Origin of the sequence: Dyella japonica (assembly GCF_040545895.1) — a bacterium.
GTDB classification, from domain to species: domain Bacteria; phylum Pseudomonadota; class Gammaproteobacteria; order Xanthomonadales; family Rhodanobacteraceae; genus Dyella; species Dyella japonica_D.
Genome location: NZ_JBEPMU010000001.1, coordinates 1153638 through 1179947, shown reverse-complemented (window position 1 = coordinate 1179947; position 26310 = coordinate 1153638). Strand labels below are relative to the sequence as shown.

Annotated in this window: 21 protein-coding genes; 9 read left to right on the top strand and 12 right to left on the bottom strand. The window is 64.5% G+C overall.

What is annotated here, in order from left to right:
• Window positions 1-759: 759 nt before the first annotated feature.
• Complete coding sequence (mfd, locus tag ABIC75_RS05140; protein WP_354012768.1) at window positions 760-4212, bottom strand: transcription-repair coupling factor; 3453 nt, start codon at window positions 4210-4212, stop codon at window positions 760-762.
• A gap of 165 nt (window positions 4213-4377) precedes the next feature.
• Window positions 4378-4986 carry a GNAT family N-acetyltransferase gene (locus ABIC75_RS05135; protein ID WP_354012767.1) on the bottom strand — a complete coding sequence of 203 codons (609 nt, stop codon included), beginning with the start codon at window positions 4984-4986 and terminating at the stop codon, window positions 4378-4380.
• 180 nt (window positions 4987-5166) lie between these two features.
• Between ABIC75_RS05135 and ABIC75_RS05130 the strand changes: the two genes are divergently transcribed.
• Window positions 5167-5541, top strand: coding sequence for an MmcQ/YjbR family DNA-binding protein (locus ABIC75_RS05130; RefSeq protein ID WP_354012766.1), 375 nt, complete (start codon window positions 5167-5169; stop codon window positions 5539-5541).
• 12 nt (window positions 5542-5553) lie between these two features.
• The gene (locus ABIC75_RS05125) at window positions 5554-5946 is read left to right on the top strand and encodes a VOC family protein (protein WP_354012765.1); all 393 of its coding nucleotides are present in this window, start codon (window positions 5554-5556) and stop codon (window positions 5944-5946) included.
• A 9-nt stretch (window positions 5947-5955) separates the two neighbouring features.
• On the opposite strand, the gene ABIC75_RS05120 is transcribed toward ABIC75_RS05125, so the two are convergent.
• From ABIC75_RS05120 to ABIC75_RS05110, 3 genes are all read right to left on the bottom strand, one after another.
• Entirely contained in the window at window positions 5956-6864 is a 909-nt protein-coding gene (locus ABIC75_RS05120) for a cation diffusion facilitator family transporter (RefSeq protein ID WP_354012764.1), read from the bottom strand.
• A 50-nt stretch (window positions 6865-6914) separates the two neighbouring features.
• Window positions 6915-7430, bottom strand: a complete 516-nt coding sequence (locus ABIC75_RS05115; RefSeq protein ID WP_354012763.1) for a Slp family lipoprotein — start codon at window positions 7428-7430, stop codon at window positions 6915-6917.
• A gap of 83 nt (window positions 7431-7513) precedes the next feature.
• Window positions 7514-8395: a 23S rRNA (adenine(2030)-N(6))-methyltransferase RlmJ gene (locus tag ABIC75_RS05110; RefSeq protein ID WP_354012762.1), complete on the bottom strand. Its 882-nt coding sequence runs from the start codon at window positions 8393-8395 to the stop codon at window positions 7514-7516.
• A gap of 1062 nt (window positions 8396-9457) precedes the next feature.
• Here ABIC75_RS05110 and ABIC75_RS05105 point away from each other — a divergent pair.
• From ABIC75_RS05105 to ABIC75_RS05095, 3 genes are all read left to right on the top strand, one after another.
• Entirely contained in the window at window positions 9458-9817 is a 360-nt protein-coding gene (locus tag ABIC75_RS05105; protein WP_354012761.1) for a hypothetical protein, read from the top strand.
• Window positions 9818-9898: 81 nt separating this feature from the next.
• Window positions 9899-11626 (top strand): copper resistance system multicopper oxidase, encoded by a 1728-nt coding sequence (locus ABIC75_RS05100; RefSeq protein ID WP_354012760.1) that lies wholly within the window; start codon window positions 9899-9901, stop codon window positions 11624-11626.
• On the top strand, window positions 11623-12546 hold the full coding sequence (locus ABIC75_RS05095; protein WP_354012759.1) for a copper resistance protein B: 924 nt from the start codon (window positions 11623-11625) through the stop codon (window positions 12544-12546). Before ABIC75_RS05100 ends, ABIC75_RS05095 begins: the two co-directional genes overlap by 4 nt.
• Before the next feature lie 103 nt (window positions 12547-12649).
• Here the strand turns inward: ABIC75_RS05095 and ABIC75_RS05090 are convergent, their stop codons facing one another.
• The 5 genes from ABIC75_RS05090 to ABIC75_RS05070 form a co-directional block, all read right to left on the bottom strand.
• A complete protein-coding gene (locus ABIC75_RS05090; RefSeq protein WP_354012758.1) occupies window positions 12650-13291 on the bottom strand; it encodes an NAD(P)-dependent oxidoreductase in 642 nt (213 codons plus the stop codon).
• A 112-nt stretch (window positions 13292-13403) separates the two neighbouring features.
• Complete coding sequence (locus ABIC75_RS05085) at window positions 13404-14516, bottom strand: calcium:proton antiporter (RefSeq protein WP_354012757.1); 1113 nt, start codon at window positions 14514-14516, stop codon at window positions 13404-13406.
• A 98-nt stretch (window positions 14517-14614) separates the two neighbouring features.
• Window positions 14615-15544, bottom strand: coding sequence for a DMT family transporter (locus ABIC75_RS05080; protein ID WP_354012756.1), 930 nt, complete (start codon window positions 15542-15544; stop codon window positions 14615-14617).
• A gap of 51 nt (window positions 15545-15595) precedes the next feature.
• A complete protein-coding gene (locus ABIC75_RS05075; RefSeq protein WP_354012755.1) occupies window positions 15596-17755 on the bottom strand; it encodes an AsmA family protein in 2160 nt (719 codons plus the stop codon).
• 100 nt (window positions 17756-17855) lie between these two features.
• A complete protein-coding gene (locus tag ABIC75_RS05070) occupies window positions 17856-18797 on the bottom strand; it encodes a peptidylprolyl isomerase (protein ID WP_354012754.1) in 942 nt (313 codons plus the stop codon).
• A gap of 143 nt (window positions 18798-18940) precedes the next feature.
• On the opposite strand from ABIC75_RS05070, the gene ABIC75_RS05065 reads away from it, so the two are divergent.
• From ABIC75_RS05065 to poxB, 3 genes are all read left to right on the top strand, one after another.
• A complete protein-coding gene (locus tag ABIC75_RS05065; RefSeq protein ID WP_354013072.1) occupies window positions 18941-19765 on the top strand; it encodes a plasmid replication/partition related protein in 825 nt (274 codons plus the stop codon).
• Window positions 19766-19950: 185 nt separating this feature from the next.
• Window positions 19951-22338 carry an isoamylase gene (locus ABIC75_RS05060; protein ID WP_354012753.1) on the top strand — a complete coding sequence of 796 codons (2388 nt, stop codon included), beginning with the start codon at window positions 19951-19953 and terminating at the stop codon, window positions 22336-22338.
• A gap of 166 nt (window positions 22339-22504) precedes the next feature.
• Window positions 22505-24214 (top strand): ubiquinone-dependent pyruvate dehydrogenase, encoded by a 1710-nt coding sequence (poxB, locus tag ABIC75_RS05055; RefSeq protein WP_436407886.1) that lies wholly within the window; start codon window positions 22505-22507, stop codon window positions 24212-24214.
• Between the two features lie 67 nt (window positions 24215-24281).
• Here poxB and ABIC75_RS05050 read toward each other — a convergent pair whose 3' ends face one another.
• Window positions 24282-25112: an alpha/beta fold hydrolase gene (locus tag ABIC75_RS05050; protein ID WP_354012751.1), complete on the bottom strand. Its 831-nt coding sequence runs from the start codon at window positions 25110-25112 to the stop codon at window positions 24282-24284.
• 494 nt (window positions 25113-25606) lie between these two features.
• On the opposite strand from ABIC75_RS05050, the gene ABIC75_RS05045 reads away from it, so the two are divergent.
• Window positions 25607-25846 (top strand): hypothetical protein, encoded by a 240-nt coding sequence (locus ABIC75_RS05045; RefSeq protein ID WP_354012750.1) that lies wholly within the window; start codon window positions 25607-25609, stop codon window positions 25844-25846.
• A 186-nt stretch (window positions 25847-26032) separates the two neighbouring features.
• Here the strand turns inward: ABIC75_RS05045 and ABIC75_RS05040 are convergent, their stop codons facing one another.
• Complete coding sequence (locus ABIC75_RS05040) at window positions 26033-26191, bottom strand: hypothetical protein (RefSeq protein ID WP_354012749.1); 159 nt, start codon at window positions 26189-26191, stop codon at window positions 26033-26035.
• Window positions 26192-26310: the final 119 nt, after the last annotated feature.

Sequence of the window (26310 nt, the reverse complement as noted above, 5' to 3'; positions counted from 1 at the left end):
GTTACGGGGTTTTTCGACAGGATATCCGTGTCCTGTCGAAAAACTGGCCGCATCCCTGCGGCCACCCTGCGGGCTTTCCTCCACCCGCACGCCGCTGTCATACGGGGACCCCGAAGGACTCAGAGCCAAAGCACGAGATAGAAACTTTTTCGCGAGCACCCGCCCCCTCTCCCCAACCCTCTCCCACAAGGGGAGAGGGAGAAGTGCCGTGCACGGAGAGGACGTGAAGAACGAAGTCAATGCAAAGGCCGATGCGGAGCGAGGCTCCGCTTTAAGTCCTCTGCGATTCGGGCGCGTTGCGCAGCGCTTGGGAGTGCTCGCTATGTGGCCTCCCATGGGTGTCCCGCCACAACCATCCTCGAGCGTTCGGGCTTATCCCAACACGATGCTGCGAGCCCTTCGCTCTAAAGGCCATTTTCTTTGGGTTACTTTTCTTTTGGGCCAGCAAAAGAAAAGTGACTCGACCGGCGGCAGCCGATCGAAACGCCCGCCGCGTAGGCGGCCAGATCGCGGCAGCGCTGCAAAAGCGCGATCAAAGGAGTCGCGATAGCCGCAACGCAAAGTCACTGGATGACCAGCCTTCGGCTGTTGTAAAGCGCCCCCTGCCTTCGCAGGAATGACGAGCTAGGGCGTCTTCGGCCATTGAAACGCGCCTCCTGCTCTCGCCCCTATGCGAGGAGCAGGATTGGCGAGTTGGGTGCAGAGGCGCATGCCTCGCGTCTATGCACGCAGGCAAAAGCAAAGAGAAGCGTCGCCGATTCAACCCAGCCGCCGCGCCCCCAACTGCACCAACACCTCCTGCGCCGACCGAATACGTTCGGAAGCGCCAGGCAACTCCAGGTTCACCTTCAACTTGTCCTGCCCATCGAGCTTGTACACGCGCGGCTGCCCCTGGATCAGGCGGATGATCGCCATCGGATCCACTTCCGGCTTGTCGCGGAAGGTGATGCGTCCGCCGTTGGCGCCGAAATCGAGTTTGCGGATGCCCAGCGGCGTGGCCATCAGCTTGAGCTGGGCAACGGCGAACAGTTGCTTGGCCGGATCGGGCAGCAGGCCGAAGCGGTCGATCATTTCCACCTGCAGGTCGCGCAGGTGGTCCTCGTTGCGGGCACTGGCGATGCGCTTGTAGAGCGTCAGGCGAGTGTGCACGTCGGGCAGGTAGTCGTCGGGAATCAGGGCCGGCAGATGCAGCTCGACTTCGGTTTCGTGTTCGCTGCTCAGATCGAAGTCGGGCACCTTGCCGGACTTCAGGGCGCGCACGGCACGTTCGAGCAATTCGGTGTAGAGGCCGAAGCCGATTTCCTGGATCTGGCCCGACTGCTCGTCGCCCAATAGTTCGCCGGCGCCGCGGATTTCCAGGTCGTGCGTGGCGAGCGTGAAGCCCGCACCCAGCTCTTCCAGCGAGGCGATGGCTTCGAGGCGTTTCTCGGCATCGGCCGTCATCGCCTTGCGATCGGGCACCACGAGATACGCATACGCGCGATGGTGCGAACGTCCCACGCGGCCGCGCAGCTGGTGCAGCTGTGCAAGACCGAAGCGGTCGGCGCGATTGATGATGATGGTGTTGGCGGTGGGAATGTCGATGCCGGTTTCGATGATGGTGGTGCACACCAGCACGTTGAAGCGCTGGCGATGGAAATCCGCCATCACGCGTTCCAGATCGCGTTCGGCCATCTGGCCGTGGGCGATGCCGACGCGCGCTTCGGGGATCAGTTCCTGCACTTCGCGCGCGGCGCGTTCGATGGTGTCCACTTCGTTGTGCAGGAAATACACCTGGCCGCCGCGTTGCAGCTCGCGCTGGAAGGCCTCGCGCGCCAGCGCCGGTTCCCATTGCGCGATGAAGGTGCGCACCGCCATGCGATGCGCCGGCGGCGTCGCGATCAACGAGAGATCGCGCAAACCGCTCATCGCCATGTTGAGCGTGCGCGGGATCGGCGTGGCCGTCATGGTGAGCAGGTCCACTTCGGCGCGCAGCTTCTTCAGCTGTTCCTTCTGGCGCACGCCAAAGCGCTGTTCCTCGTCGACGATGACTAGGCCCAGGTTCTTGAACTTGATCTCCGGCGCGAGCAGCTTGTGCGTGCCCACGATCACGTCGATCTGGCCGTCGGCAAGGCGCTTCAGCGCCTCGTTCACTTCCTTGCCCGACTTGAAGCGTGACAGCACATCTACCTTCACCGGCCAGTCGGCGAAGCGGTCGGCGAAGTTGCGGTAGTGCTGTTGCGCGAGAAGTGTGGTGGGCACCAGCACGGCGACCTGGCGACCGGCCGTGGCAGCGGCGAAGGCGGCGCGCAAGGCCACTTCGGTTTTGCCGAAGCCCACGTCGCCGCAGATCACGCGATCCATCGCGCGTGGCGCGGCCAGATCGTGCAGCACCGAATCGATGGCCTGCAGCTGGTCCGGCGTTTCCTCGAACGGGAAGGTGGCGCCGAATTCCTCCACCATCTGGCGATCGATAGGCATGGATTCGCCGCCGCGCGCTTCGCGCTGCGCGTAGATGCCGAGCAGTTCGGCCGCCACGTCGCGTACTTTCTCGGCGGCCTTCTTGCGCGCGCGTTCCCACGCATCGCCGCCCAGCGAATGCAGCGGCGCGAGTTCCGGCGCGGTGCCGGTATAGCGGCTGACCAGGCCGAGCTGCGCCACCGGCACGTAGAGCTTGTCGCCCTTGGCGTATTCGATGGTGAGGAACTCGCCCTCCATGCCGCCCAGTTCCATCGATACCAGGCCCTGGTAGCGACCCACGCCGTGATCGACGTGGACGATGGGCGCACCGATGGTCAGCTCGGTGAGGTCGCGGATAATGCTTTCCGGATCACGCGCGGCGCCGCGGCGGCGCTTGCGTTCCGTGCGCACGCGCTCGCCGAACAGTTCGCGTTCGGTGAGCACGGTGAAAGCGGGATCGTTGAGCGCGAAACCTTGTTCGAGCCCCGCGATGGTGATGGCGAGGCGCAGCTTGTCGTTGTCGAGGAAGGCCGACCAGTTGTCGATCGTCTCGGGCTTCAGACCCACACTGGCCAGTTGCTCGATCAACGCTTCACGGCGGCCGGCCGAGTCGGCCGTGATCAACACCCGTCCCGGATAGCTCGACAGGAAATGACGCAGTGACGTGCCCGGTTCTTCGCCCTTGCGATTGAGCGGCAGTTCCGGTGCAGGCTGCGTGCCGGTGGGCAACGCATGCTCGTGGCCGCTTTCCACCACTTCGATGCGCAGGCGCTTGTTGAGTTGTTCGCGCAGCAGTTCCGGTGGCAGATACAGTTCCGCCGGCGGCAGCACCGGACGTTCGATATCGTGCGCGCGCTGGTCGTAACGCTCGCCGGTCTGCGTCCAGAACTGTTCGGCCGATTCCAGCGCGCCTTCGCCCAGCAGGAATACAGCATTGTCGGCGAGGTAGTCGAACAGCGTGGCCGTCTGCTCGAAGAACATCGGCAGGTAGTATTCGATGCCGCCGGGCGTCACGCCTTCCTTCATGTCCTGGTAGAGCGGGCAGCGGCGCACGTCGATGGGAAAGCGCTCGCGCAGGCGCGTGCGGAAGTCCTTGGCGGCGTTTTCCGTCAGCGGGAATTCGCGCGCCGGCAGCAGTTCGATGTGTTCCACCTGTTGCTGCGAGCGCTGCGTTTCCGGATCGAAGCTGCGGATCGATTCCACTTCATCGTCGAACAACTCGATGCGGTACGGCTCGGCCGCGCCCATCGGGAAGATGTCGATCAATGCGCCGCGCACGGCGAAATCGCCGGGCTCGCCTACCTGCGGCACGTTGCGGTAGCCGGCCGCTTCCAGGCGGCGCTGTTCGGCGGCCAGATCGAGCTTTTGTTTCTTCCTCACCACCAGGCCAGCGCCGGTGATGTGGCTGCGCGGCGCGATGCGCTGCATCAGCGTGGCGATGGGCACCACCAGCACGCCGCGCTGTACGTTGGGCAACTGGTAAAGCGTGGCAATGCGTTGCGAGACGATGTCCGGGTGCGGGCTGAACACGTCGTAGGGCAGCGTTTCCCAGTCGGGGAAATGCAGTACCGGCAGGTTGCCCGCGAACACGCGCAGTTCGTCTTCCAGTGCACTGGCCCGTTGCGTGTCGCGGGTGACGGCGACGAGCAGTCCCTGGTGCGTGCGCGCGGCCTCGGCGACCAGGAGCGCGCGCGACGAACCGTGCGGCGACGTCCAGAAACGGCGCTGCTTGGGATTGGTGGGCAGGGAAGGGTGGGGAATCGACTTGGTCATGCGAACCCGACAATCAGAGGCGCGGCACCCGGCCGCGCTGGAAAGCGGGCAAGTGTAACGCGACCGCCCCGGATGAGCCGGGGCGGATGGACTTCTCTATATGGGAACGTACTTCGGCGCGACAAGCCCGGGCAGCGAGAACCCGTGGCTTTGTGCCAGGGCGCGTCAGAGCTGCAGCGAGATCTGCGCGGTGCCCGGCTCGTCCGGCGTCAAGCGGTGCACGAAGCCCAGCTCCTTGCACAGCTCCAGCATGGGGCGGTTTTCCAGCAGTACGTAACCCCAGATCTCGCTCAGGCCGCGGCGACGGCAATCGTCGACCAGGCGCTGCAAGAGCAGGGCGCCCAGGCCCTGGCGTGCCCAGTCGTGCTCGACCAGCACGGAGAACTCGGCGCTGTTGGCGGCCTCGTCCACGAAGATGCGGCCCACGCCACGCAACTCGGCCGGCTGCACGGTTTCGTCCATCAGCACCAGGGCGGTTTCGATGGCCGGATCGATGTTGGTAAGGCGAAAGGCCATCGAATCGGGCAGTTCGCCCATGGAATGCAGGAAGCGGCGGCGGATGTCCTCGGGCGACAGGCGCGAGAACTGGCGCTTCAGCGCGGCCACGTCCGTGGGCTCGATGCCACGCAGGAACAGCTCGCGGCCGTCATGGGTCTGCACTCGCTCACCCTTCGGCTTGCCCACTTCCACCAGGCGAGGGCGTGCGAAGCGCTCGGGGCTGCGCAGCGGTACGAGCGCGCGGCTATTGGAGTAGTAGTCGATGGCAGGAGTCATACCCATACTTTACCGTACTGTGTGCAGTGCAACATGAACAAAAGGCCTTCCAGTCAGTGTTCTTTGTTGACGTCATGTCGCACCGCATTGATCGCCGGGTCGCGATTTCTGGGAGCCTCGCCCTGGCCCGTGCAGAATGCGCCAGCACGTCCGTGCCTGCGTTGAGGGAGAGTGAAATCCATGGCTACTGCGTCCAAAGGCATCACGCCCGCACAGCTCGAAAAGCTCTGCGTCCGCTGGCCCGGTGTCACCAAGGACATCAAATGGGGCGCCGACCTGGTCTTCAGCGTGGGCGGCAAGATGTTCGCGGTCATGCCCGCCGACGGCGGACGGGTGTCCTTCAAGGTGGAGGACGAGCGCTTCCTGGAACTCACCGACCAGCCGGGTATGATCGCTGCCCCCTATCTCGCCCGGGCCCGCTGGGTTTCGGTGGTGGAGCCCAAGCGGTTCACCACCGACGAGCTGTCGGCACTGATCCGCACGGCCTACGGGCTGATCCGCGCCAAGCTCACCAAGAAGCTGCAGGCGGAACTGGGCGAGTGGCCGCCATCCTAAGGAGCATTACCCGTGAAGCAGTACATCGGCAGCATCGCCCTCGTCGTGGCCGACTACGACGAAGCCATCGACTGGTACACCCGCGTGCTCGGCTTCACGCTGATTGAAGACACCGACATGGGCGGTGGCAAGCGCTGGGTAGTGGTGGCACCCCAGGGCGCCGCCGAAACGCGCGTGCTGTTGGCGAAGGCGTCCACGCCGGAGCAGTCGGCGCGCGTGGGCGACCAGACCGGCGGCCGCGTGTTCCTGCTGCTGCACACTGACGACTTCTGGCGCGACTACCGGCGCATGGAAGCGGCCGGTGCCACGTTCTGCGAAACACCGCGCGAAGAGGCCTATGGCACCGTGGTGGTGTTCCAGGATCTGTATGGCAACAAGTGGGATCTGTTGCAGCTCAAGCGCTGAGCGTATCGCTCAGTCGGCAATGTCCGGCTCGAAGAAACTCCAGCGGATATCCGGGAACTGGGCCTTCATGGCGCGTTCCACGCTGTTGATGGCTTCGATGAGTGTCGTCTGATCGGGCGCCGGCGACATGCGCGCCTTCACGGCGACCATCACGTCCGGACCCATCTGCAGCGTCAGCAGGTTGAGCACCACATCCACTTCCGGGCGCGCATTGATGAAGGCCATCAGCTCCTCGCGACGCTTGGGTTCCACCCCCTGGCCGATCAGCAGATCCTTCACCTTGTTGGCAATCACCACGGCCACCAGCATCAGCAAGGCGCCGATGGCGATGGTGCCCGCGGCGTCGTAGAGCAGATTGCCGGTGATCATGGTGGCCAGCACGGCGAGCAGCGCGATGGTCAGGCCGAGCAGGGCGGCGAGATCCTCGCCGAAGATCACCAGCAACTCGCTTGAGCGCGTTTCACGAAACCAGCGCCACAGACTGCGACCTTCGCGCGCCTTGTTCACTTCCTGCAGGCAGCCGTGCATGGAAATGGATTCGGCAACGACGCCGAAGGCCAGCACGCCGATGGCCAGCCACGCCCATTTCAGCGGCTCCGGATGGTTGAGCTTGTGGATGCCTTCGTAGATCGAAAACATGCCGCCGACGCTGAACAGCAGGATGGCGACCAGGAAGGACCAGAAATACAGTGCACGGCCCTGGCCCAGTGGATATTCATCCGACGGCGGGCGATCGGCCTGTCGCATGCCCAGCAGCAACAAGCCCTGGTTGCCGCAATCGGCCAGCGAATGCACGGCCTCGGCCAGCATGGCGCCCGAGCCGGTGATCAACGCGGCCACGAGCTTGCTGATGAAAATAGCGAAATTGGCGCCAAGGGCGAGCAGGATCGCCCTCAGTGAGTTTGCCTGACCGGACATCGTGCCTTCCTTTGGACGAAGGCATTGAGTTTAGCCGGCTATGCGTGGTCTCAGTGTATGACGCCGCCCACGCCGATGCCGAAGCTCACGTTCGACTTGCCCGCTTCCATCTCCGAAGCCGTCCACACGTGCGACTGGGCCACGCTCACCGTCGGGAACACGTAGGCGGCCTGGCCCACATTGCCGGGGCGCGTGCCGGTGATGCGTCCGGTCAGCGTGATCAGTGCGCCGGTCGGGTAATTGAAGGGCTCCACGAAGCCCGGCATCACCGCGACGAAACGGCCCCAGCCGCCGTTGTTGTCCAGCTTGGGTCGCTGCGAGCTGTCCAATGGATAGGCCACGATTTCCACTTCGCTGCGGTCGGGGAAATTGCTCACCTGCACCACCGTGCCGCCCCAGATCACATCGGCGTTGGCGTAGCGGTCGGGCGACTGCGCCACGATGTTGGGCGCCGTGGCCACGGTGGCGGTCGAGGGTTTGTAGATCGGCGCGGGTGCGCATGCGGCCAGCGTCAGCATGGCCAGGGCAATGGCACTGCGCAGGAGTGTGCTGGTGACGTGGGTCATGGCCGGATTCCGCGTGGGTTGGTTTGAGCTTAACGGGCTCGCCGCGCGGAGGGTATACAGCGGGTGGAAGTCCGGCGCCGCGTTCAGCTGGCGCTTTCTTCCACCAGCCAGTCGAGCCGCCACTGGGCGGGACGTTCCTGCGACAGCATGGGCGCCATCACGCGTAGCGAGTCGCGCAGGGCCTCGTCCAGCTTCCACGGGGCATTGAGGATCACCATGCCCGACCCATTGAGCCGCAACGGCGAGTCGTCCGGATGCACCAGCAATTCCGCACGCAGTACGCGGCGCACGCCGCAATGCTGCAGCCACCGGTGGAACGGCTGAACCTGGCTGCGCAGCTTGATCGGGTACCACACGGCATACACGCCGGTAGGCCAGCGCTCCAGCGCGGCCTTGAGCGCCTTTTCGATCACACGGTATTCCGCTTCCTGCGCTTCGTACGGCGGATCGATCAGCACCAGGCCACGCTTCTCCTTCGGCGGCAGCAGCGCCTTGAGCGCCTCGTAGCCGTTGCGCTGATGCACGTGCACGCGATGGTCGTGATGGAACAGCTCGCGCAAGCGCGTGGCTTCTTCCGGATGCAGTTCGCACAGCTGCGCGCTGTCGCTCTCGCGCATCGCGTTGGCCGCCTGCAATGGCGAGCCCGGGTAGAGCTTCAGGCCATGATCATTGCCCGGCAGGCGCAGGATGGCGTCCAGCCAGCGGCGCAACAGCGGAGGCAGGGCATGGGCCTTGCCGTTGTTCGGATGCAGGTCGGGAAACAGCAGGCGCGAGATGCCATCCTTGTATTCCCCCGTCTTGCCCGCCTCCGTGCTGTCCAGGGCATAGCAGCCGCTGCCGGCATGCGTGTCGATGAAGGCAAACGGCGTGGCTTTTGCCTGCATGGCCTCGATCAGCGCGAACAGCACGCTGTGCTTGAGGACATCGGCGAAGTTGCCGGCGTGGTAGGCGTGGCGATAGTTCATGGTGGGGAGGGGCCGGGTGGTGGGACAGTATAGGGGTAGGGTGTCGCCATGCGCTTTTTGGCTCTTGTCGCGGTGCAGTGACCTGCTCGTCATCCCGGCGCAGGCCGGAGGCGCTTTTCAACAACCGAAGGCTGGTCATCCAGAGCCTCGGTGTTTGATTGTCGCGATATGGCTAGGTTGCTCGCCTGCGGCGGGCTTCCGACCTGCTGCCGCAGGCTGGGTCACTTTTCTTTGCTTGCCCAAAGAAAAGTAACCCAAAGAAAGGGCCCCCCGGATGACGCGCCTTCCGTCCTGCGGACGGAAGGTCCGCGTGCGGGTTACGGGGTTTTTCGACAGGACATCCGTGTCCTGTCGAAAAACTGGCCGCATCCCTGCGGCCACCCTGCGGGCTTTCCTCCACCCGCCCGCCGCTGTCATACGGGGACCCGTAGAGCCAAGAACAAAGCGCGAATTAGCTGCGCTTTCGCGAGCACCCGCCCCCTCTCCCCGACCCTCTCCCACAAGGGGAGAGGGAGAGGTGCGGTGCTTGGCGAAGATCCAACGATCGCAGCCATGGGGTAGCGCAGCGACATCCTGCTTTAAGCCCTCTTCGCCCCGGCGCGTTGCGGTGTAGCCGCCGCGTCGATTAGAGGGATCGTGACGTTCCGGGCTCCAAAACCTGCAAGGCTCGTATCCCACAGAACGCTATGAGCCTTTGCCTTGAAGGCCATTTTCTTTGGGTTACTTTTCTTTTGGGCCAGCAAAAGAAAAGTGACTCGAGCGGCGGCAGCCGATCGAAACGCCCGCTGCGTAGGCGGCCAGATCGCGGCAGCGCGGCAAAATTGCGAGCTAAGAAATCGCGACAACCAGACGCAAAGTCACTGGATGACCAGCCATTCGGCTGTTGTAAAGCGCCTCCTGCTTTCGCAGGAATGACGAGCTAGGCGCGCCTCGAAGCATCACGATGACAAACCCCAAAACCACCGCAACCAGTCCACCTCACCCCCCCCAACACAAGCCCCAACCCAACAAGACCCACCTCCAGAGTTGAGCCACCAACCACCCCATCGCTATGCTTGCCCCATGACCCGCCACCTCTTCCGCCACCTACGCCGCTGCCGCACCTTGCTGGTGCTGGCCCTATGCGCGTGGCTGGCGCTGTCCAGCATGGCCTGGGCGATGCCGCAGCGTGACGATTGCTGCCCTCAGGCGACGGCGGCGATGGGCGTGATGGGCATGCAACATGCGTCGCCCGATCACATGGCCACGCACACGTCGAACATCATGTCCGACGGCTGTTGCGCGCACGCGCCAGCAAGCGTGCCGGAATCGATGGTGCCGCACGTGCTGCACGTGCAGGCGGACTCGTCGCCGCGGCAGTCGCATGGCGAAGCTGCACCGCAACCCGTCTACGATCCGCCGCTGCGGCCACCGGTCGCTTGATTCTCCGTTGAAGGCAGCGGGCCGGCACGCGCCGGCCGATTCGATGCGCCTGCATGCAGGCGCGCGACACGGAGCAAGGCAATGAACAAGCAGGAACCGCGCGGATTCCAGATGCCGCGTCGGCGTTTCGTACAGGGGCTCGCGCTCGGCGGCGTCGCCGCCGGGCTGGGGCTTTGGCGCGGCAACGCGATGGCGCAGGTGACGACGCCGCGCGCAGAGTTGCGCGGCAATCACTTCGAGCTGGAGATCGGCGAGCTGCCGGTCGACTTCACCGGGCGCAGACGCATCGCCACTGTCGTGAACGGCCAATTGCCGGCGCCGCTGCTGCGCTGGCGGCAGGGCGACACGGTGACGTTGCGCGTGCGCAATCGGCTCAAGGTCACCAGTTCCATCCATTGGCACGGCATCGTGTTGCCGGCCGATATGGATGGTGTGCCGGGCCTGAGTTTCGAGGGCATTCCCGCTGGTGGCGAATACACCTATCGGTTCACCGTGAACCAGTCCGGCACGTACTGGTATCACAGTCATTCGCGCTTCCAGGAGCAGACCGGCCTGCTCGGTCCCATCGTGGTCGAACCGCGCGATGGTGAGCGTTATCCGGCCGACCGCGATTACGTGGTGATGCTCAACGACTGGACCGATCTCGATCCGGAAACGATCTACGCCAACCTGAAAAAGCAGAGCGGCTACTACAACGTCGGCAAGCGCACCGCGGGCGACTTCATGCATGACGCCCATGGCGCGAGCATCGCCCAGGCGCTTGACGAACGCCGCATGTGGAACCAGATGCGCATGGATCCCACCGACCTGGCCGACGTCTCTTCCGTCGCCTATACGTATTTGACCAACGGTTGCACGCCGGCTGGCAACTGGACCGGTGTGTTCAACGCCGGCGAGAAAGTGCGCCTGCGCTTCATCAATGGTTCGTCGATGACTTTCTTCGACGTGCGCATTCCCGGCTTGAGCATGACGGTGGTCGCTGCCGATGGCCAGGCGATCGAACCGGTGACCGTGGATGAATTTCGCATCGGCACCGCCGAGACCTACGACGTGATTGTGCAGCCGTCGGCCGATCGCGCGTGGACCATCTTCGCGCAGAGCATGGATCGCACCGGCTTCGCACGCGCCACGCTGGCGCCGCGGGCCGGCATGGCGGCCGACGTGCCGGCGCTGGAGCCGCGCCCGCTGCTCAGCATGGGCGACATGATGGGCGCGATGGATCACGGCAGCATGGGGCACGACATGTCCGGCATGGACATGATGGCCATGCCCGGCATGGCGATGTCGCACGCGGATACGCCGACCGAACCACTGAAGACAGGCCCCGAGGTGGACATGCGCGTGGCGACGCCGCGCGGCAACCTCGACGATCCGGGCGTTGGCCTGCGCGACAACGGTCGTCGCGTGCTGACCTATGCCGACCTGCATGCCGTCGATGCGCCCATTTCGTCGCGCGTGGATCGCGAGTTGACGCTGCGTCTCACCGGCAATATGGAACGTTATCTCTGGTCGTTCGACGGCAAGCGCCACTCGAGCGCCGAGCCGTTACGCCTGCGCTACGGCGAGCATGTGCGCATCGTGCTGGTGAACGACACCATGATGACCCACCCCATCCATCTGCATGGCATGTGGAGCGAACTCGAATCGCCGGATGGCGGCTTCCAGGCGCGCAAACACACGGTGATGGTGCAGCCCGCGCAGCGCGTGGCCTATCGCGTGAGTGCGGACGCCATGGGGCGCTGGGCCTATCACTGTCATCTGCTCTATCACATGGAGGCGGGCATGTTCCGCGAAGTGGTGGTGGCATGAACCGCACGCTTTCACTCTGGATCGCCGCGTGCGTCGCCGCGCTTCCCGTAGCCGCATGGGCGCAAAGCATGGACATGCAGGACATGCCGGGCATGTCGATGCCGCCATCGCAAGAAAACCATCAGGCCACGGCACCGCAGGACAGTTCGCAGCACGCCGGACACGACATGGCCACCATGGATGCCAACGCGTTGCCGCCGAACGATCACGTGCCGCCATCGACCCCGCAGACGGTGCTGCACGACATGTCGCCGTCGCAGATGAACGCGATGATGCAGATGGACGACAACGAACCGCTTGGCATGCTGCTGGTCGATCGCCTCGAACGCAGCCGCAGCACCTCCGGCGACTACGCAACGAATTGGGAAGCCGAAGGCTGGTATGGCAATGCCATCGATCGCCTGTGGCTGAAGACCGAAGGCGAGCGCGGCAACGATGGCACGCAGGATGCGCGCTTCGAAGCGCTATGGAGTCACGCGTGGACGAGCTTCTGGGACTGGCAACTGGGCGCGCGCCAGGATTTTGGCCAGGGCCCGAATCGCCAGTGGCTGGCGCTGGGTGTGGAAGGGCTCGCGCCGTACTGGTTCGAAACGCAGGCCGCGTTCTACGTGGGCGAAGAAGGCAGAACCGCGCTTCGCCTGGAAACCAGCTACGACATGCGCTTCACCCAGAAGTTGATCCTCACGCCGAAAGTGGAACTCAACCTCTATGGCAAGGACGATCCGCAGCGGGGCATTTCCTCGGGTCTTTCGAATGTGGAGGCGGGCTTGCGTCTGCGCTACGAGGTCACGCGGAAATTCGCGCCCTACGTTGGCGTGGACTGGACGCGGCGCTTTGGACAGATCGACGACGTGCCCGGCATGCCGCCAGTGCATGCATACGAGACGACGTGGGTGGCCGGCGTGCGGATGTGGTTCTGATCGGCCGCCTCGCGTTGGCATGAAACGAAAGGCGCTGAGATCCAGCGCCTTTGGGCGAGCTGCCATGGCCGCTGACGCGTGAAGGCGCGCCGGCAACGCGGCCTCAGTACGCCACCGTGATCCGCTGCCTGCGCGCATCGTTCTTGTCGACGCGGTCCAGCAGGGCGACGGCGTAATCGGCCACGCTGATGTGGCTCTTGCCATGGCCATCCACCAGCAACTGATCGCTGCCCACGCGGTATTTGCCCGTGCGCGGTCCGTCTTCGAGCAGCGCCGCCGGACTGATATACGTCCATTGCACGTCGCTCTTGCTGTGGAGGAACACTTCCAGCGCCTTGATCTGTCCCAGCGCTTCTCCCTTCCAGGCTTCCGGAAAGTGCGGGTCGTCGATGACGCGCACGCCGGGCGATGTTTCCAGCGAGGCCGCGCCGCCCACCCACACGAGGCGTTTCACGCCGGCCTTGGGCAGATAGTCCAGCACCGTGGCGGCTTTTGCAGGCACTTCGTCATTGGAGCCATCGCGACGGGCCGAGATGCTCACGATGAGCACGTCGGCGCCGCGCACGGCATCCAGCCAGCTCTGGGGATCGGCGATGTCGCCGGTGACCACCGTGACACGGGCATCCTTCGTGGCCAGGCGCGACGGGTCGCGCACGATGGCCGTGACCTCGGCGCCACGGGCCAGGGCTTCGTCGAGAATGGCGTGACCGACATGGCCTGTCGCGCCGAACAAGGCGATCTTCATGGATAGGGCTCTCCAGCGGGGATAGGGGGAGTAGGGCAAACGATGGCGCGGCGAACGTGAAGGAAAAGCCGAGCACATGATTGGCCCCGGGGCACGCCGGGTAACGGTGGCCTCAACCCTGGAACATGTAGAACAGGTAGGCCACGAACAGGATCAGGTGCACGGCGCCCTGCAGCACGTTGGTGTGCCCGCTGGAAAACGTCACCAGGCTCACCGTGAGCGTCAGCAGGAACAACACCAGGTCAGTGCGCTGCAGGCCCAGTTCAATGGGATGCGCCGTGAAGTGGCTGATGATGAGAATGGCCGGAATGGTGAGGCCGATGGTCGACAGCACCGAACCCAGGAAAATGTTCACCGAGCGCTGCATGTGGTTGTGGCGCGCGGCACGCACGGCGCCGATGCCTTCGGGCGTGGCCACCAGCACGGCCATCACCAGTCCCGCCAGCGCGGCAGGTTTGCCCAGCGTTTCCACCACGTAATCCACCGGGTGCGCGAGTTTTTCCGCCAGGTACACCACGGGAATCATGTAGGCCGCCAGGGCCAGCGCGTGGAACACGGTGCGCGCGGTGCCGCCATGCATCACCGTCGCTGCCGCGTCGTCTTCCTCCAAGGTTGCGAAATAGGCGCGGTGTCGGCGCGTCTGCAGGCCAAGGAAGGCGATGTAAAGGCCGGTGCAGACCACGGCCAGGAAAGCCTCCTGCGCGAACGAGAGTGCATGCTGCAGGGGACCGGCGTAGTTTGGCATCACCAGCGCCAGGATGCCGAGCGGAATCACCACGCTGAGGTAGGCATTCGCGCCTTGCAGGTTGTAGTGCTGCTCGCGATGCCGCCAGCCGCCGACCAGCAACGACAAGCCCACCATGCCGTTGAGCACGATCATGGTGACGGCGAACAAGGTGTCGCGTGCCAGTGTGGGGTTGTTCGCCCCGTGCAGCATGATGGCGGTGATGCTGACCACCTCGATGGCGGTGATCGACAGCGTCAGCACCAGCGTGCCGTAAGGCTCGCCCAGGCGTTCGCCCAGATGCTCCGCGTGACGCACCACGGCCAGTGCCGAACCGAGGATCACCGCGAACAGCCATACGAAGATCACCGCCAGCCACAGCGGACGGTCGAGCCCTTCCAACAGGCGCGTGCCGAAGCAGATAAAGGCGATGGACGTGGCGACGCTGATGGAAAGGAACCATTCGCGCCGCAAGAGTTTTGCGTAACCGCCCGTCGTCATCGCAAGCACCTCCCCCGACTGCCGTGAGGCGACGCGAGGCGTCGCGCTGGTCACCAGGTGTCGCAGGAAAGGACCGGCCTCATCGCCGCGACGGCAGCCTATTCAACCACACTGTGGCTTTCGGCAGTGCCCAGCAGCTCGGGCTGCGAGGGCGCCGCCTGCTTGCGCGTCAGCAGCGGGTGCATGAACACGGCGGCCAGGATCACCGCCACGCCCGCATAGAACCAGCCATCCAGCTGGCGCTGCTCGCCCAGCAGCACGATGGCGAGCACGATGGCATAGACCGGTTCGAGGTTGGTCACCATCTGCGTGCCGAAGGCCGTCATGTGGCGCAGCGCCACCAGGGCCAGGGCAAAGGGCAGCAGCGTGCAGCCGAAGGAGAGCACCACCAGCAGCGTGGCGTCGTGCAGGCTCGGCAGCACGAAGGCCGGTCCCGCATGCGGCAGCAGTGGCGCCAACAGGGTGAGGAACAGCGTGCCGGTGCCCAGCTCGATGCAGGTCACCGTGAGTGGGTCGCCGTGTTCCACCAGCCGCTTGTTGAACGCACTGAACAGCGCCACCAGCAGCGCCGACAACGCGCCCACCGCGATGCCCAGGCGCATGTCCGTCGGCACGCCGCCCACCACCATCGCCACGCCGGGCACCACGGCCACGCCAATCAGCAGCTCGCGCGGATCGAACTTGCGACGGGCGATCCACGGTTCCACCAGCGAAAGAAATACCGGCCCCAGCGCGATGCAGGTGGCACCCACCGAGGCATTGGCCAGCTTGATGGCCGCGTAGAACGTCAGCCAGTGCAGCGACACCAGCACGCCGATGCCGGCATAGCCCCAGCGCAGTTTCGCGGGCATCGCCTTCAGCCCGCGCCACACCTTGGGCATCAGCAACAGCGCGCCGGACACCAGCAGCATGCGCCACCACACCAGCTGCAGCGCCGGCAAGGTGATCAGTTTGCCAAGGATGGCGGTGAAGCCCCACAGCAGGACGCAGAAATGGATCTGCCAGCGGGCCTTGTTGACCGGTTGCATGCGCGAATGTCGGCGAGGGGAGACCCGACATTCTAGCGTTGCCGACGCAATTCAGTGCGTGGTCGACGCCTTGGTCTTGCTCGGCAAAGGCGCCGGGCGTGCCTTGGATGCGCCGCGCATTTGCTCCAGCACGGTGGCGCAGGTGTTGTCCGGCTCGCCCTTGCTGGTGGCCACCAGCGGAAGCAGCGCCGCCACCGGTGCCGCCAGAACGCCCAGCGCCAGCGCGCCGCCGCCGCGCAGGATCAGCGGCCCCGGCTGCACGCCCACGTCCGGATTCTTCAGCGTGCCCTTCACGTACAGCGGCGAACGCAGCGAGAGGATGCGCAACCCCTTCGACTCCGGCCGCACGTCGAGGTCGAGCTTCTCGTTGGCGAAGTTCACGGTGCCTTCCACGCGGATGGTGGCGTCTTCGGTGTCGAACACGAACAGCTGCGTCTGATAGAGACCGTTCGTGGCCGACAGGTCCGACGCGGCACAGTTGATCTTCACCGTCTTGTCGCCGAACAGCTTGGCGATCACCACGTTGGCCACATTCAGGCCAGCCGTCTCCAGCAGCGTCTTGCTGATGGCGCCATCGTTCATCAATAACTTGAGTTCGCCGGTGGACGTGCCCATCAGCTCGCCCACCGAATTGCCGCGCGCATTCAGCGCGGCATCGCCGTTGATCTCGCCGAAGCTGGTCTGCATCGGCTCGAACTTGGGAAACAGTTCCTTGAGTTTCAGATGCCGCGCCTTGAGCTTGATGTCGCCCTTCATCGGCGTGGTGCTGCCGTCCAGGCGCAGGTTGCTGTCGATTTTCCCGCTGGCGAAATCGAAGCCCAGTGGATTGAGCGTGAGCACGCCGTTGTCCATCACCAGGTGCGTCGACAGCGCGTGGATGGGCAGCGCGGTGTCGCGCACGATCTTGTTGGCGCTGAAGGTGACGTCGGCATCCATGGCGCGCCAGCGATCGGTGCGGAAGGGCTCGATGGGCAACACCTTGTCGGTGGGCTGCGGCGTGGCGTCGCCGCGCAGTTCTTTCTCGCTGTTGGAATCGGCGCCGATCAGCGGCGCCAGGTCGGAGAAACGCAGCAGCTGCGAGGTCACCGTGCCGCTGAGTTTCGGGCGCGCGCCGCCGGTGTCGAAGGCCAGATCGCCTTCCAGATCACTGCCGCCCACGCGCCCACGGAAATGGTCGTACTCGAAATGGCTGGCGCCGCGCTTGAGGTTGGCGCGCAGATGGCCTTCGGTCGCATACGGCGGCGTGTCGGGCAGCGTCACACCAATCAACGGATACAGCTTGGCCATGCTGCTGCCGGAGAACCACAGGCGGATATCGAGGGCGGCTAGATGCAGCGGATCGGTGAGCGTGCCCACCAGCGCGATATGCGTATCGCCCACGTGCACGTCGCCTTGGATCGGGAAGGGCTCATCGGTCTGCTGCAACGCCAGCACGCCCCCCGTCTTGCCATTGCCATCCACGGCCGCGCCCTGATACTTGCCCAATGCCTGCCAGGCAAACTGGTAGACGGCATTGGTGCGCCCGGGCTCGTTTTCCTGCTTGCCCGCATCCTTGGCCAGCGCCGTCTTGGCGCTGGCGCCGACGGTCTTGCTCGCCTGTTCGCGCGCGTCGGACGATTGTTGCGACACGATGTCGCCATAAGGAATCGCCCGCTGCAGCGCCTCCATGGTGATCTGCAGTTCCGTCTTGCTGATGGCATCGTTGAGCGCGATATGGCCGCGGTCGAAGCCGATGGCGTGCAGGTCGAGCGTCCACGCCGATGGCGCGCCGCCGTTGGCGAACGAGAAGTCCCAGTTGGCCTGGCCTTGCGCATTGCGTTCCAGGTCAATGCTGGGCTGGGTGAGGTAGAGCACCGGAATTTCCACCCGATGCACGATCAACGGCAGCGGCGAGATGCGAAAGCGCAGCGCGTCCAGTTGCGCGAAATGCGGCTGGCCGGTCCAGTCTGGATTGCCGACGCTGATGTTCTGCGCCACGAACTCCGGCCACGGCACCCAGCTCTCCATGCCGCTGGCGCGCTCCTCGCGTCGCCAGCGCACGCTCAAGTCGCCATTGATGGCAAATGGCCGTCCAATCGTTTCACTGACACGGGCATTGATGGTGGGCTTGAGGCGATTCCAGTCGAACGTGGCGATGACGACCAACAACACCACGACCAGCGCCAGACAGACGCCGATGATCCATGTCACTATTTTCCAGCGCCGCCGCATGCATGACTCCCACCGCGATATTGCAACGACATCCTGCCGTCTTGCCCGGTGAAGGGCGTGTCGTCATGCGGTGACGAGCCTGGGGCAGGGTTCATCCATATCAATGCGATGTCTTGGTGTCGCGCACCGGAATGCTCACGCTGCAGATATCCACCTTGCCCACGGGCAGGCGGTAGAAATCGTCGAGGCGGTTGCGTTTGGCATCCACCAGCGCGGCGAAGGTGGCGCTGTCGGTGCGCAGCACTTCGATGGTCGGGCGCTGATTGGCCGGCAGGTCCGCAGCCAGTCGCACGGAGCCGATCGCCACGCGCTGCTCGGGCTTCTCGTAGAAGCCCAGCGGACCGGTGCCGCGCGGCAGGCCGGAGAGATATTCCATGCCCTGCAGCACGCGGCCCACCACGGCGATGTTGCGATCGAGCGCGCGCGGTGCCTGGCCTATCACGGCATAGAGCTCGCTGCCGCTGCCGGTTTCCGGATCGATGTCGCGTCCCACGCCCACCATGCCGTAGCAATGGGTGAGCCATTCCTGCTGCTTGGCCTTGTCGCGCGCGGTGGGAAAGCCTTCGGAGAAGCCGACTTCCGGCGCGTAGAAATCGCCATCCTTCAACGGCGTGAACGGAAGCTTGGCGTCGTACGGGCGTGTGTATTCCGGCGGCAGCTTGTCCTTGGCCGATCCCAGCGACTTGAGCTTGCTCTTGTCGCCGTTGTCGTCGCTGGCGGGGTCACCCCATTGGGTGACGAAGTTGTCGTGCACGCGCACGATGGCCAGCCCGTCGTAGTAGTGCTCGTGCGCCATGGTGCGGATATTGGCGGCATGCAGCGGCGCGAAATCTGGCGCCAGCTCGATCAGCACACGCCCTTGCGGCAGCTGCATCACCAGCAGGTTCTGCGGATCAGGCGTGCGCCATTCAAGCGGTTGCGACTTGGCCAGCAGTTCCTTGGGCGAGGGCGTGTGCGCAGGCTTGGTTTCGTCGGCTGCCACGGCAGCGGACAGCGAGACGGCAAGCGCAAGGGCAAGGGCAAGGCAGTGGCGCAGCAGCATGGAAACCCCCAGGTCGTAAAGCCTGCAAGGTAGCAGAGCCGGCGCCCCCGTTGTGGTGCACGTTCCGGCGCTCGTGACAAGTCGCGAAACAGCGGCGCAGGTTCTCTACAATGCCGCCCCTTTGCCTGCTCTTGCCCGACCCCATGGACATCGTCGTCAACGAAGAACTCAAGGCCTATATCGATCCGCTTACGCCCGACGAATACGAGGCGCTGGAGCGCAGCCTGCTCGCGGAAGGCTGCCGCGACTCGCTGGTGCTGTGGGGCAATGTGCTGGTGGATGGCCACAACCGCTACGGCATCTGCCGCAAGCACGACCTGCCGTTCAACACGGTGCAGAACACGCGCTTCCAGTCGATGGAAGACGTGCACCTGTGGATGATCGAGCAACACCTGGGGCGGCGCAGCGTGTCCGACTTCCAGCGCGGCGTGCTGGCGCTGCGCAAGCGCGAGATCCTGCAGGAGCGCCGCTCGCGCGCCAAGCCCGTGGAAGAAGACGTGGCCGTCGCGGTGGAGGCGCCGGCATCGGCTCCCGTGGCGGACGTGGCCGAGCCATCCGCCAAGCCCGAACCGCTGCCCAGTCGTCAGGCCATCGCACGCGAGGCGCGGCTCAGCAACAGCCAGGTGGTGATGATCGAGAAGATCCAGAAACAGGCCGCGCCCGAAGTGGTGGCGGCGGTGAAATCTGGCGTGTTGTCGATCAACGCGGCTGCCGCGGTGGCGACCTTGCCCGAGGAAGAGCAGCGCGCCGCCGCCGTGGCCGGCGACGACGAACTCAAGCAGGCGGCCAAGCGCGTGCGCGACGCCAAGCGCAAGCCGAAGAAGGAAGCCGAGGCAGGCGAGGGCGACGATCTGCCGACCTTGCGCCGCCGCGTTGCGGAGCTGACCGCGGAGGTCGCCGAACTCAAGGCCGACAACGACGCCTTGCGCGAACAGCTCGCCCGGTGGGAACGCTCCACCGGCGAGTGACGTTTTGCGGACGCCGTTCGCAATGAATACGTATGCAACCGCTGGTTGCTGCATTGCGATGCTTTCTACGATGCGCAGCACTGCCGCCCGAACGGCTGCTGCGCGAGGGGAAGACGCGCGGCGAGCCTCGCCTTGCGAACGACAGTGATGTTGCTTGCCCGCCAGCCGCGGCAGGGATGCGCTCCATGGCGTCGATGCTGTTCGACCTGATCGTCAACGAAGCAGGATGGAGGCTGACCCCAATGAAGTGCTCGAAGATCCTCGCCGCGCTGCTGGCCTGCGCGGTGCTCGCCGCCGTGCCCGCCACACCAGTCCACGCGGCCATCAACAGCATGAGTCTTGGCGCGAGCTACAACGCGCAGAAGACCAGCATCACCTTTCGTGTTTATTCCTCCACCGCCACGCGCGTGGTGCTGTACCTGTATTCGGCCGGCTACGGCGTGCAGGAATCGACCACGTATGCGCTCAGTTCGGTGGGTAGCGGCGTATGGGCGGTGACGGTGCCGGTGTCGTCGATCCAGGCCGCGGGCATCACCGGCTCGGTGTATTACGGCTATCGCGCGTGGGGACCCAACTGGCCGTACAACAGCAGCTGGGGCAAGGGCTCGCAGGCGGGCTTTGTTGCTGATGTCGACGCCAGCGGCAACCGTTTCAATCCCAACAAGCTGCTGCTCGATCCGTATGCGCAGGAAGTGAGCCAGGATCCGCAGAACCCGTCGAACCAGAACGGCAACGTGTTTGCCTCCGGCGCCAGCTATCGCACCACCGACAGCGGCATCTACGCGCCCAAGGGCGTGGTGCTGGCGCCCAGCACGCAGGGCACGGGCACCAAGCCCACGCGTGCGCAGAAAGACGACGTGATCTACGAAGTGCACGTACGCGGCTTCACCGAACAGGACAGCTCCATTCCCGCGCAGTATCGCGGCACGTACTACGGCGCGGGATTGAAGGCGAGCTATCTCGCCAGCCTCGGCGTCACCGCGGTGGAATTCCTGCCCGTGCAGGAAACGCAGAACGATGCCAACGACGTGGTGCCCAACTCGGATGCCAACCAGAACTACTGGGGCTACATGACCGAGAACTACTTCTCGCCCGATCGCCGCTACGCGTACAACAAGGCGCCCGGCGGCCCCACGGCGGAATTCCAGGCGATGGTGCAGGCGTTCCACAACGCCGGCATCAAGGTCTACATGGACGTGGTCTACAACCACACCGCCGAAGGCGGCACGTGGACGGGCAGCGATCCCGCCACGGCGACGATCTATTCGTGGCGCGGCCTCGACAACGGTACCTATTACGAACTCACGTCGGGCAACCAATATTTCTACGACAACACCGGCACGGGCGCGAACTTCAACACGTACAACACGGTGGCGCAGAACCTGATCGTGGACTCGCTCGCGTATTGGGCCAACACGATGGGCGTGGATGGCTTCCGTTTTGATCTCGCCTCGGTGCTGGGCAACAGCTGCCTCAATGGTGCGTACACCGCATCGGCACCCAACTGCCCGAGCGGTGGCTACAACTTCGATGCAGCGGATTCGAACGTTGCCATCAACCGCATCCTGCGCGAATTCACCGTGCGCCCGTCCGGCGGCGGCAGCGGCCTGGATCTGTTCGCGGAGCCCTGGGCCATCGGAGGCAATTCGTATCAGCTTGGCGGTTTCCCGCAAGGCTGGTCCGAATGGAACGGCCTGTTCCGCGACAGCCTGCGCCAGGCGCAGAACGAACTGGGCAGCATGACCATCCACATCACGCAGGATGCGAACGACTTCTCCGGTTCGTCCAACCTGTTCCAGGCCAATGGACGATCGCCGTGGAACTCGGTGAACTTCATCGACGTGCATGACGGCATGACCTTGAAGGACGTCTATTCGTGCAATGGCGCCAACAACAGTCAGGCCTGGCCGTACGGCCCGTCCGACGGCGGCACCAGCACCAACTACAGCTGGGACCAGGGCATGTCCGCGGGCACCGGCACGGCGTTGGATCAGCGACGCGCGGCGCGCACGGGCATGGCGTTCGAGATGCTCTCGGCAGGCACGCCGCTGATGCAGGGCGGCGACGAACACCTGCGCACGCTCCAGTGCAACAACAACGCCTACAACCTCGATTCCAGCGCCAACTGGCTCAGCAGCAGCTGGACCACCGACCAGACGAATTTCTACACCTACGCCCAGCGCCTGATCGCCTTCCGCAAGGCACATCCCGCGCTGCGTCCTGCCAGCTGGTACAGCGGCAGCCAACTGGTGTGGTACCAACCCAGCGGCGCAGCGGCGGACAGCAGCTACTGGAACAACACCAGCAACTACGCGATTGCGTACACCATCAACGGTCCCTCGCTGGGCGACAGCAATTCGATCTACGTCGCCTATAACGGCTGGTCGGGCAGCGTCACCTTCACCTTGCCTGCGCCGCCGTCGGGCACGCAGTGGTATCGCGTTACCGATACCTGCAACTGGAACGATGGCGCAAATACTTTCGTTGCCCCTGGCAGTGAAACGCTGATCGGCGGGGCAGGGACCACGTACGGCCAGTGCGGCCAGTCGCTGTTGCTGCTGATTTCCAAGTAGTGCCGTACGGCGCATGCGCACGACCCGTTCGGGTGGTGCGCATGCGCCTCTGGTTCGAGGCGGGCTGACAAGGTTGTCACGTTGCCGCCGCCATACTCGACGAAACCCGTCGCTGCGTGCGACGCATCTTCTCCTTGCAGGGAATCGAGCGATGGCAACGACGAAAGTGGCCGATGTCGTAACGGAAACGCTGCACGTGGCCGGCGTTCGCCGCATCTACGGCGTAGTGGGAGACAGCCTCAACGGCATCACCGATTCGCTGCGCCGGCGCGGCGACATCGACTGGATCCATGTACGCCACGAAGAAAGCGCCGCCTTCGCGGCCGGCGCGGAGGCGCATCTCACCGGCGAGCTGGCCGTATGTGCCGGCAGTTGCGGCCCGGGCAACCTGCACCTCATCAACGGCCTGTTCGATTGCCATCGTTCGCGCGTGCCCGTGCTGGCTATTGCGGCGCATATTCCCAGTGCGGAAATTGGTCGCGGTTATTTCCAGGAAACGCATCCGGAATCGTTGTTCCGCGAGTGCAGCCATTACTGCGAACTCGTGTCCAGTCCGGAGCAATTGCCCGGTGTGCTCGAAAGCGCCATCCGCGCGGCAGTAGGTTTGCGCGGTGTGGCCGTAGTGATCATTCCCGGCGACGTCGCCCTGCGCGAGTTGAACGCGAAGCCGTCGGCAGGTTCGTCCCTGGCGCTGCAGCCGCCGGTGGTGGTGCCGGCGGAAGAAGACGTCAACGCCCTGGCGCAACTGCTCAACAGCGGCAAGCGCGTCACCCTGCTGTGCGGGCGCGGCTGCGCGGGTGCGCACGATGCCGTGGTGAAACTCGCCGAAACGCTGAAGGCGCCGATCGTGCACGCGTTTGGCGGCAAGGAATACGTGGAATACGACAATCCGTACGACGTGGGCATGACCGGGCTGATCGGTTTCAGCTCCGGCTATCACGCCATGTTGAACTGCGACACCTTGCTGATGCTTGGCACCGATTTTCCGTATCGCCAGTTCTATCCCACCGACGCCAAGGTCGCGCAGGTGGATCTGCGCGCGGAAAACCTCGGGCGACGCGTTCGCCTGGACGTCGGCATGGTGGGCGACGTGCAGGCCACCATCGACGCGCTATTGCCCAAGCTGACGCCGAAGCAGGACAGGGCGTATCTCGATGTGTGCCTTGCGCACTACCGCAAGGCGCGCGAGGGCCTCGACGAACTGGCCACGGGCGGGCGCAAACCCATCCATCCACAGTACCTCGCCAAGCTGGTGAGCGAAGCGGCGGCGGACGATGCCGTGTTCACCTTCGACGTGGGTACGCCGTCCATCTGGGCGGCGCGCTACCTCACCATGAACGGCAAGCGCCGGCTCATCGGTTCGCTGGTGCACGGCTCGATGGCGAACGCGATGCCGCAGGCCGTCGGCGCGCAGGCAACGTATCCGGAGCGGCAGATCATCAGCCTCTCCGGCGATGGCGGTTTCACCATGTTGATGGGCGATTTCCTCACCCTGGTGCAGCAGAAGCTGCCAGTCAAGGTGGTGGTGTTCAACAACCACACGCTCGGCTTCGTGGCGCTGGAGATGAAGGCCGGCGGCTATCTCGAAACCGGTACGTCGCTGGTGAATCCCGACTTCGCCGCCATGGCCAGAGCGGTGGGCGTGCATGCGATTCGGGTGGAAGATCCGGCGGATCTTCCCTCCGCGGTGAAGGACATCCTGGCGCATGACGGCCCGGCCTTGCTCGACGTGGTCACCAACACGCAGGAACTCGCCATGCCACCGAGCATCAAGCTGGAACAGGCCAAGGGGTTTGGATTGTGGGCGTTGCGCACCGTGATCAACGGTCGCGGCGACGAGCTGATCGAACTGGCCAAGACCAACCTGTTCCGCTGATTGATCGGTCGCTGCGTCGTATCGCGGAAAAGGCAGCCCCCGCCCAGGCGCGGGGGCTGCACAAGCGTCAGCTCTTCAAGAACTCCAGTATGTCCTTGTTGATCACGTCGTGGTGCGTGGTCAGTGCGCCGTGCGGGAAGCCGGGATAGATCTTCAGCGTCGCGTTCTTCAGCAGCTTCGCCGAGAGCACGCCCGCATCCTTGTACGGCACCACTTGGTCGTCGTCGCCGTGCAGCACCAGCGCGGGCTTGTCGATCTTCTTCAGGTCTTCGGTGAAGTCGGTTTCGGAGAAGGCCTTGATGCAGTCGTAATGGGCCTTGGTGCCGCCCATCATGCCCTGGCGCCACCAGTTGTCGATGATGCCCTGCGACGGCTTGGCGCCCGGTCGATTGAAGCCGTAGAACGGGCCCGAGGCGACGTCAACGTAGAACTGCGCGCGGTTGGCCGCGAGCGCCTCGCGGAAGCCGTCGAACACTTCCAGCGGCGTGCCGTCGGGGTTGTCCTTGGTCTTGACCATGATCGGCGGCACCGCGCTGATCAGCACGATCTTGGCCGTGCGCTTCATGCCGTGCTTGGCCACGTAGTGCACGACTTCGCCGCCGCCGGTGGAGTGGCCGACGTGGATGGCATCGTGCAGGTCGAGCTTCTCGGTGAGCGCAGCCAGGTCGTCGGCATAGTGTTCCATGTCGTTGCCGTCTTCGGTCTGCGTGGAGCGGCCATGGCCGCGACGGTCATGCGCAATGACACGGTAGCCCTTGCTGAGGAAGAACAGCATCTGTGCGTCCCAGTCGTCCGCCGACAGCGGCCAGCCGTGACTGAAGACAATGGGTTGGCCCTTGCCCCAGTCCTTGTAGAAAATCTCGACGCCATCTTTCGTGGTGATCGTGCTGCTGCCCATGTGCTTGCACCTTTGTTGAGTTGCGCGGAACGGAAGCCTGGCGCCAGCGACGCCAATGCTTGGGTGGAGCGATGAAACGAGCGATAGCAAACCAGGCGCGCACGACAACGCGGAGACAGATGGATCTCCCATGCGTGGGTGTCCCTGTGGCTTGCATGTCATCCGGATCGGGCACATCGCGCAGCCAACGCCGGGCGGGTTATTGGCTGCGAAAAGCCGACGTATCGAGCAGGCGCCGATCCGACGTCACACCCAAAAAAGATTCCTCTTTCGGGGGTGAATTCAGCGTCAAGCGAGCAGGCCGCCGGTCGCAAGCGGCAAGGTGCTTGCGACCGAGAACGTGATTGCGCGCGGGGCCGCGTCGGCGAGTGACGCGGCCTGCAAGGCGAGGGCAAGGAACCCATTCGTGCCAGATTCGTGCATCGACCCGCGACGAAATGGAATAGAAAGGTGCCGGTGCCACGGTTGGCGACTCAGGCAATGGTACGACGAACGTGCGTTATTCCAGAGAACAACTGGCGACCAAGTTTGCAGAACTGGACGCCGAACTGATCCGCTTGGCCATACTCGATGCTCCGGAGGAAGACCTCTGGGCGGCGTTCGAACATCTGGTGCATGTGCCATCCGCATCCATCGAGCAGGCGGACCGCCGATGGTGGTGGGAACAGGTCTACGCCATGATGGAACGCCATGGACTGACCGAGCTGAGCCGGCAGGCGTCCAGCGGACGCTGAACTCATCGCGGCGAGCCGGTTGCCATCCGCCGTTGCCGATGGCTCACGCTGATGCGCGCGCGCGCGCGCGTCTTCGTCTTTCGTCGAGCCCCGGGATATCCCGGGGCTAAGCAGTCTTGCGAGGCCGGACGGGCCCGCCGTCTCCGTGTATGTGTGCAATCGGGAAGGAGCGCAAGCGGCTCTTCCTCAACCGGCCGGCTGTGCCGTCGCGGTGGCCGGCGTGGCGCTCGCCACGGCTGCGTTGGAGTAGGCGACCGGAGCGGCGATCATGGCACCCAGGGTCAGCACGCAAACCAGCAGGCAGGCAGCGAACAGGCTGTGCAGCATCACGTTCTCGAATTTCATGGTCATTCTCCTTGACGGGGTTGGGTGGCTTTCGCTGTCTATGTGGCAAGCCTCGTGCCAACCTCGGAGATCGCTGGAAAACCGCGCCGTTACGCCATTTTTGGCGGATGCCTTTTTGT

Coding starts and splice junctions, on each gene's coding strand:
- ABIC75_RS05095 (WP_354012759.1), top strand. CDS start 11,623: ATGAACCGCACGCTTTCACTCTGGATCGCCGCGTGCGTCGCCGCGCTT.
- ABIC75_RS05065 (WP_354013072.1), top strand. CDS start 18,941: ATGGACATCGTCGTCAACGAAGAACTCAAGGCCTATATCGATCCGCTT.
- ABIC75_RS05070 (WP_354012754.1), bottom strand. CDS start 18,797: ATGCTGCTGCGCCACTGCCTTGCCCTTGCCCTTGCGCTTGCCGTCTCG.
- ABIC75_RS05040 (WP_354012749.1), bottom strand. CDS start 26,191: ATGAAATTCGAGAACGTGATGCTGCACAGCCTGTTCGCTGCCTGCCTG.
- ABIC75_RS05075 (WP_354012755.1), bottom strand. CDS start 17,755: ATGCGGCGGCGCTGGAAAATAGTGACATGGATCATCGGCGTCTGTCTG.
- ABIC75_RS05115 (WP_354012763.1), bottom strand. CDS start 7,430: ATGACCCACGTCACCAGCACACTCCTGCGCAGTGCCATTGCCCTGGCC.
- ABIC75_RS05060 (WP_354012753.1), top strand. CDS start 19,951: ATGGCGTCGATGCTGTTCGACCTGATCGTCAACGAAGCAGGATGGAGG.
- ABIC75_RS05090 (WP_354012758.1), bottom strand. CDS start 13,291: ATGAAGATCGCCTTGTTCGGCGCGACAGGCCATGTCGGTCACGCCATT.
- ABIC75_RS05110 (WP_354012762.1), bottom strand. CDS start 8,395: ATGAACTATCGCCACGCCTACCACGCCGGCAACTTCGCCGATGTCCTC.
- ABIC75_RS05085 (WP_354012757.1), bottom strand. CDS start 14,516: ATGACGACGGGCGGTTACGCAAAACTCTTGCGGCGCGAATGGTTCCTT.
- ABIC75_RS05080 (WP_354012756.1), bottom strand. CDS start 15,544: ATGCAACCGGTCAACAAGGCCCGCTGGCAGATCCATTTCTGCGTCCTG.
- mfd (WP_354012768.1), bottom strand. CDS start 4,212: ATGACCAAGTCGATTCCCCACCCTTCCCTGCCCACCAATCCCAAGCAG.
- ABIC75_RS05130 (WP_354012766.1), top strand. CDS start 5,167: ATGGCTACTGCGTCCAAAGGCATCACGCCCGCACAGCTCGAAAAGCTC.
- ABIC75_RS05120 (WP_354012764.1), bottom strand. CDS start 6,864: ATGTCCGGTCAGGCAAACTCACTGAGGGCGATCCTGCTCGCCCTTGGC.
- ABIC75_RS05135 (WP_354012767.1), bottom strand. CDS start 4,986: ATGACTCCTGCCATCGACTACTACTCCAATAGCCGCGCGCTCGTACCG.
- ABIC75_RS05100 (WP_354012760.1), top strand. CDS start 9,899: ATGAACAAGCAGGAACCGCGCGGATTCCAGATGCCGCGTCGGCGTTTC.
- ABIC75_RS05050 (WP_354012751.1), bottom strand. CDS start 25,112: ATGGGCAGCAGCACGATCACCACGAAAGATGGCGTCGAGATTTTCTAC.
- ABIC75_RS05105 (WP_354012761.1), top strand. CDS start 9,458: ATGACCCGCCACCTCTTCCGCCACCTACGCCGCTGCCGCACCTTGCTG.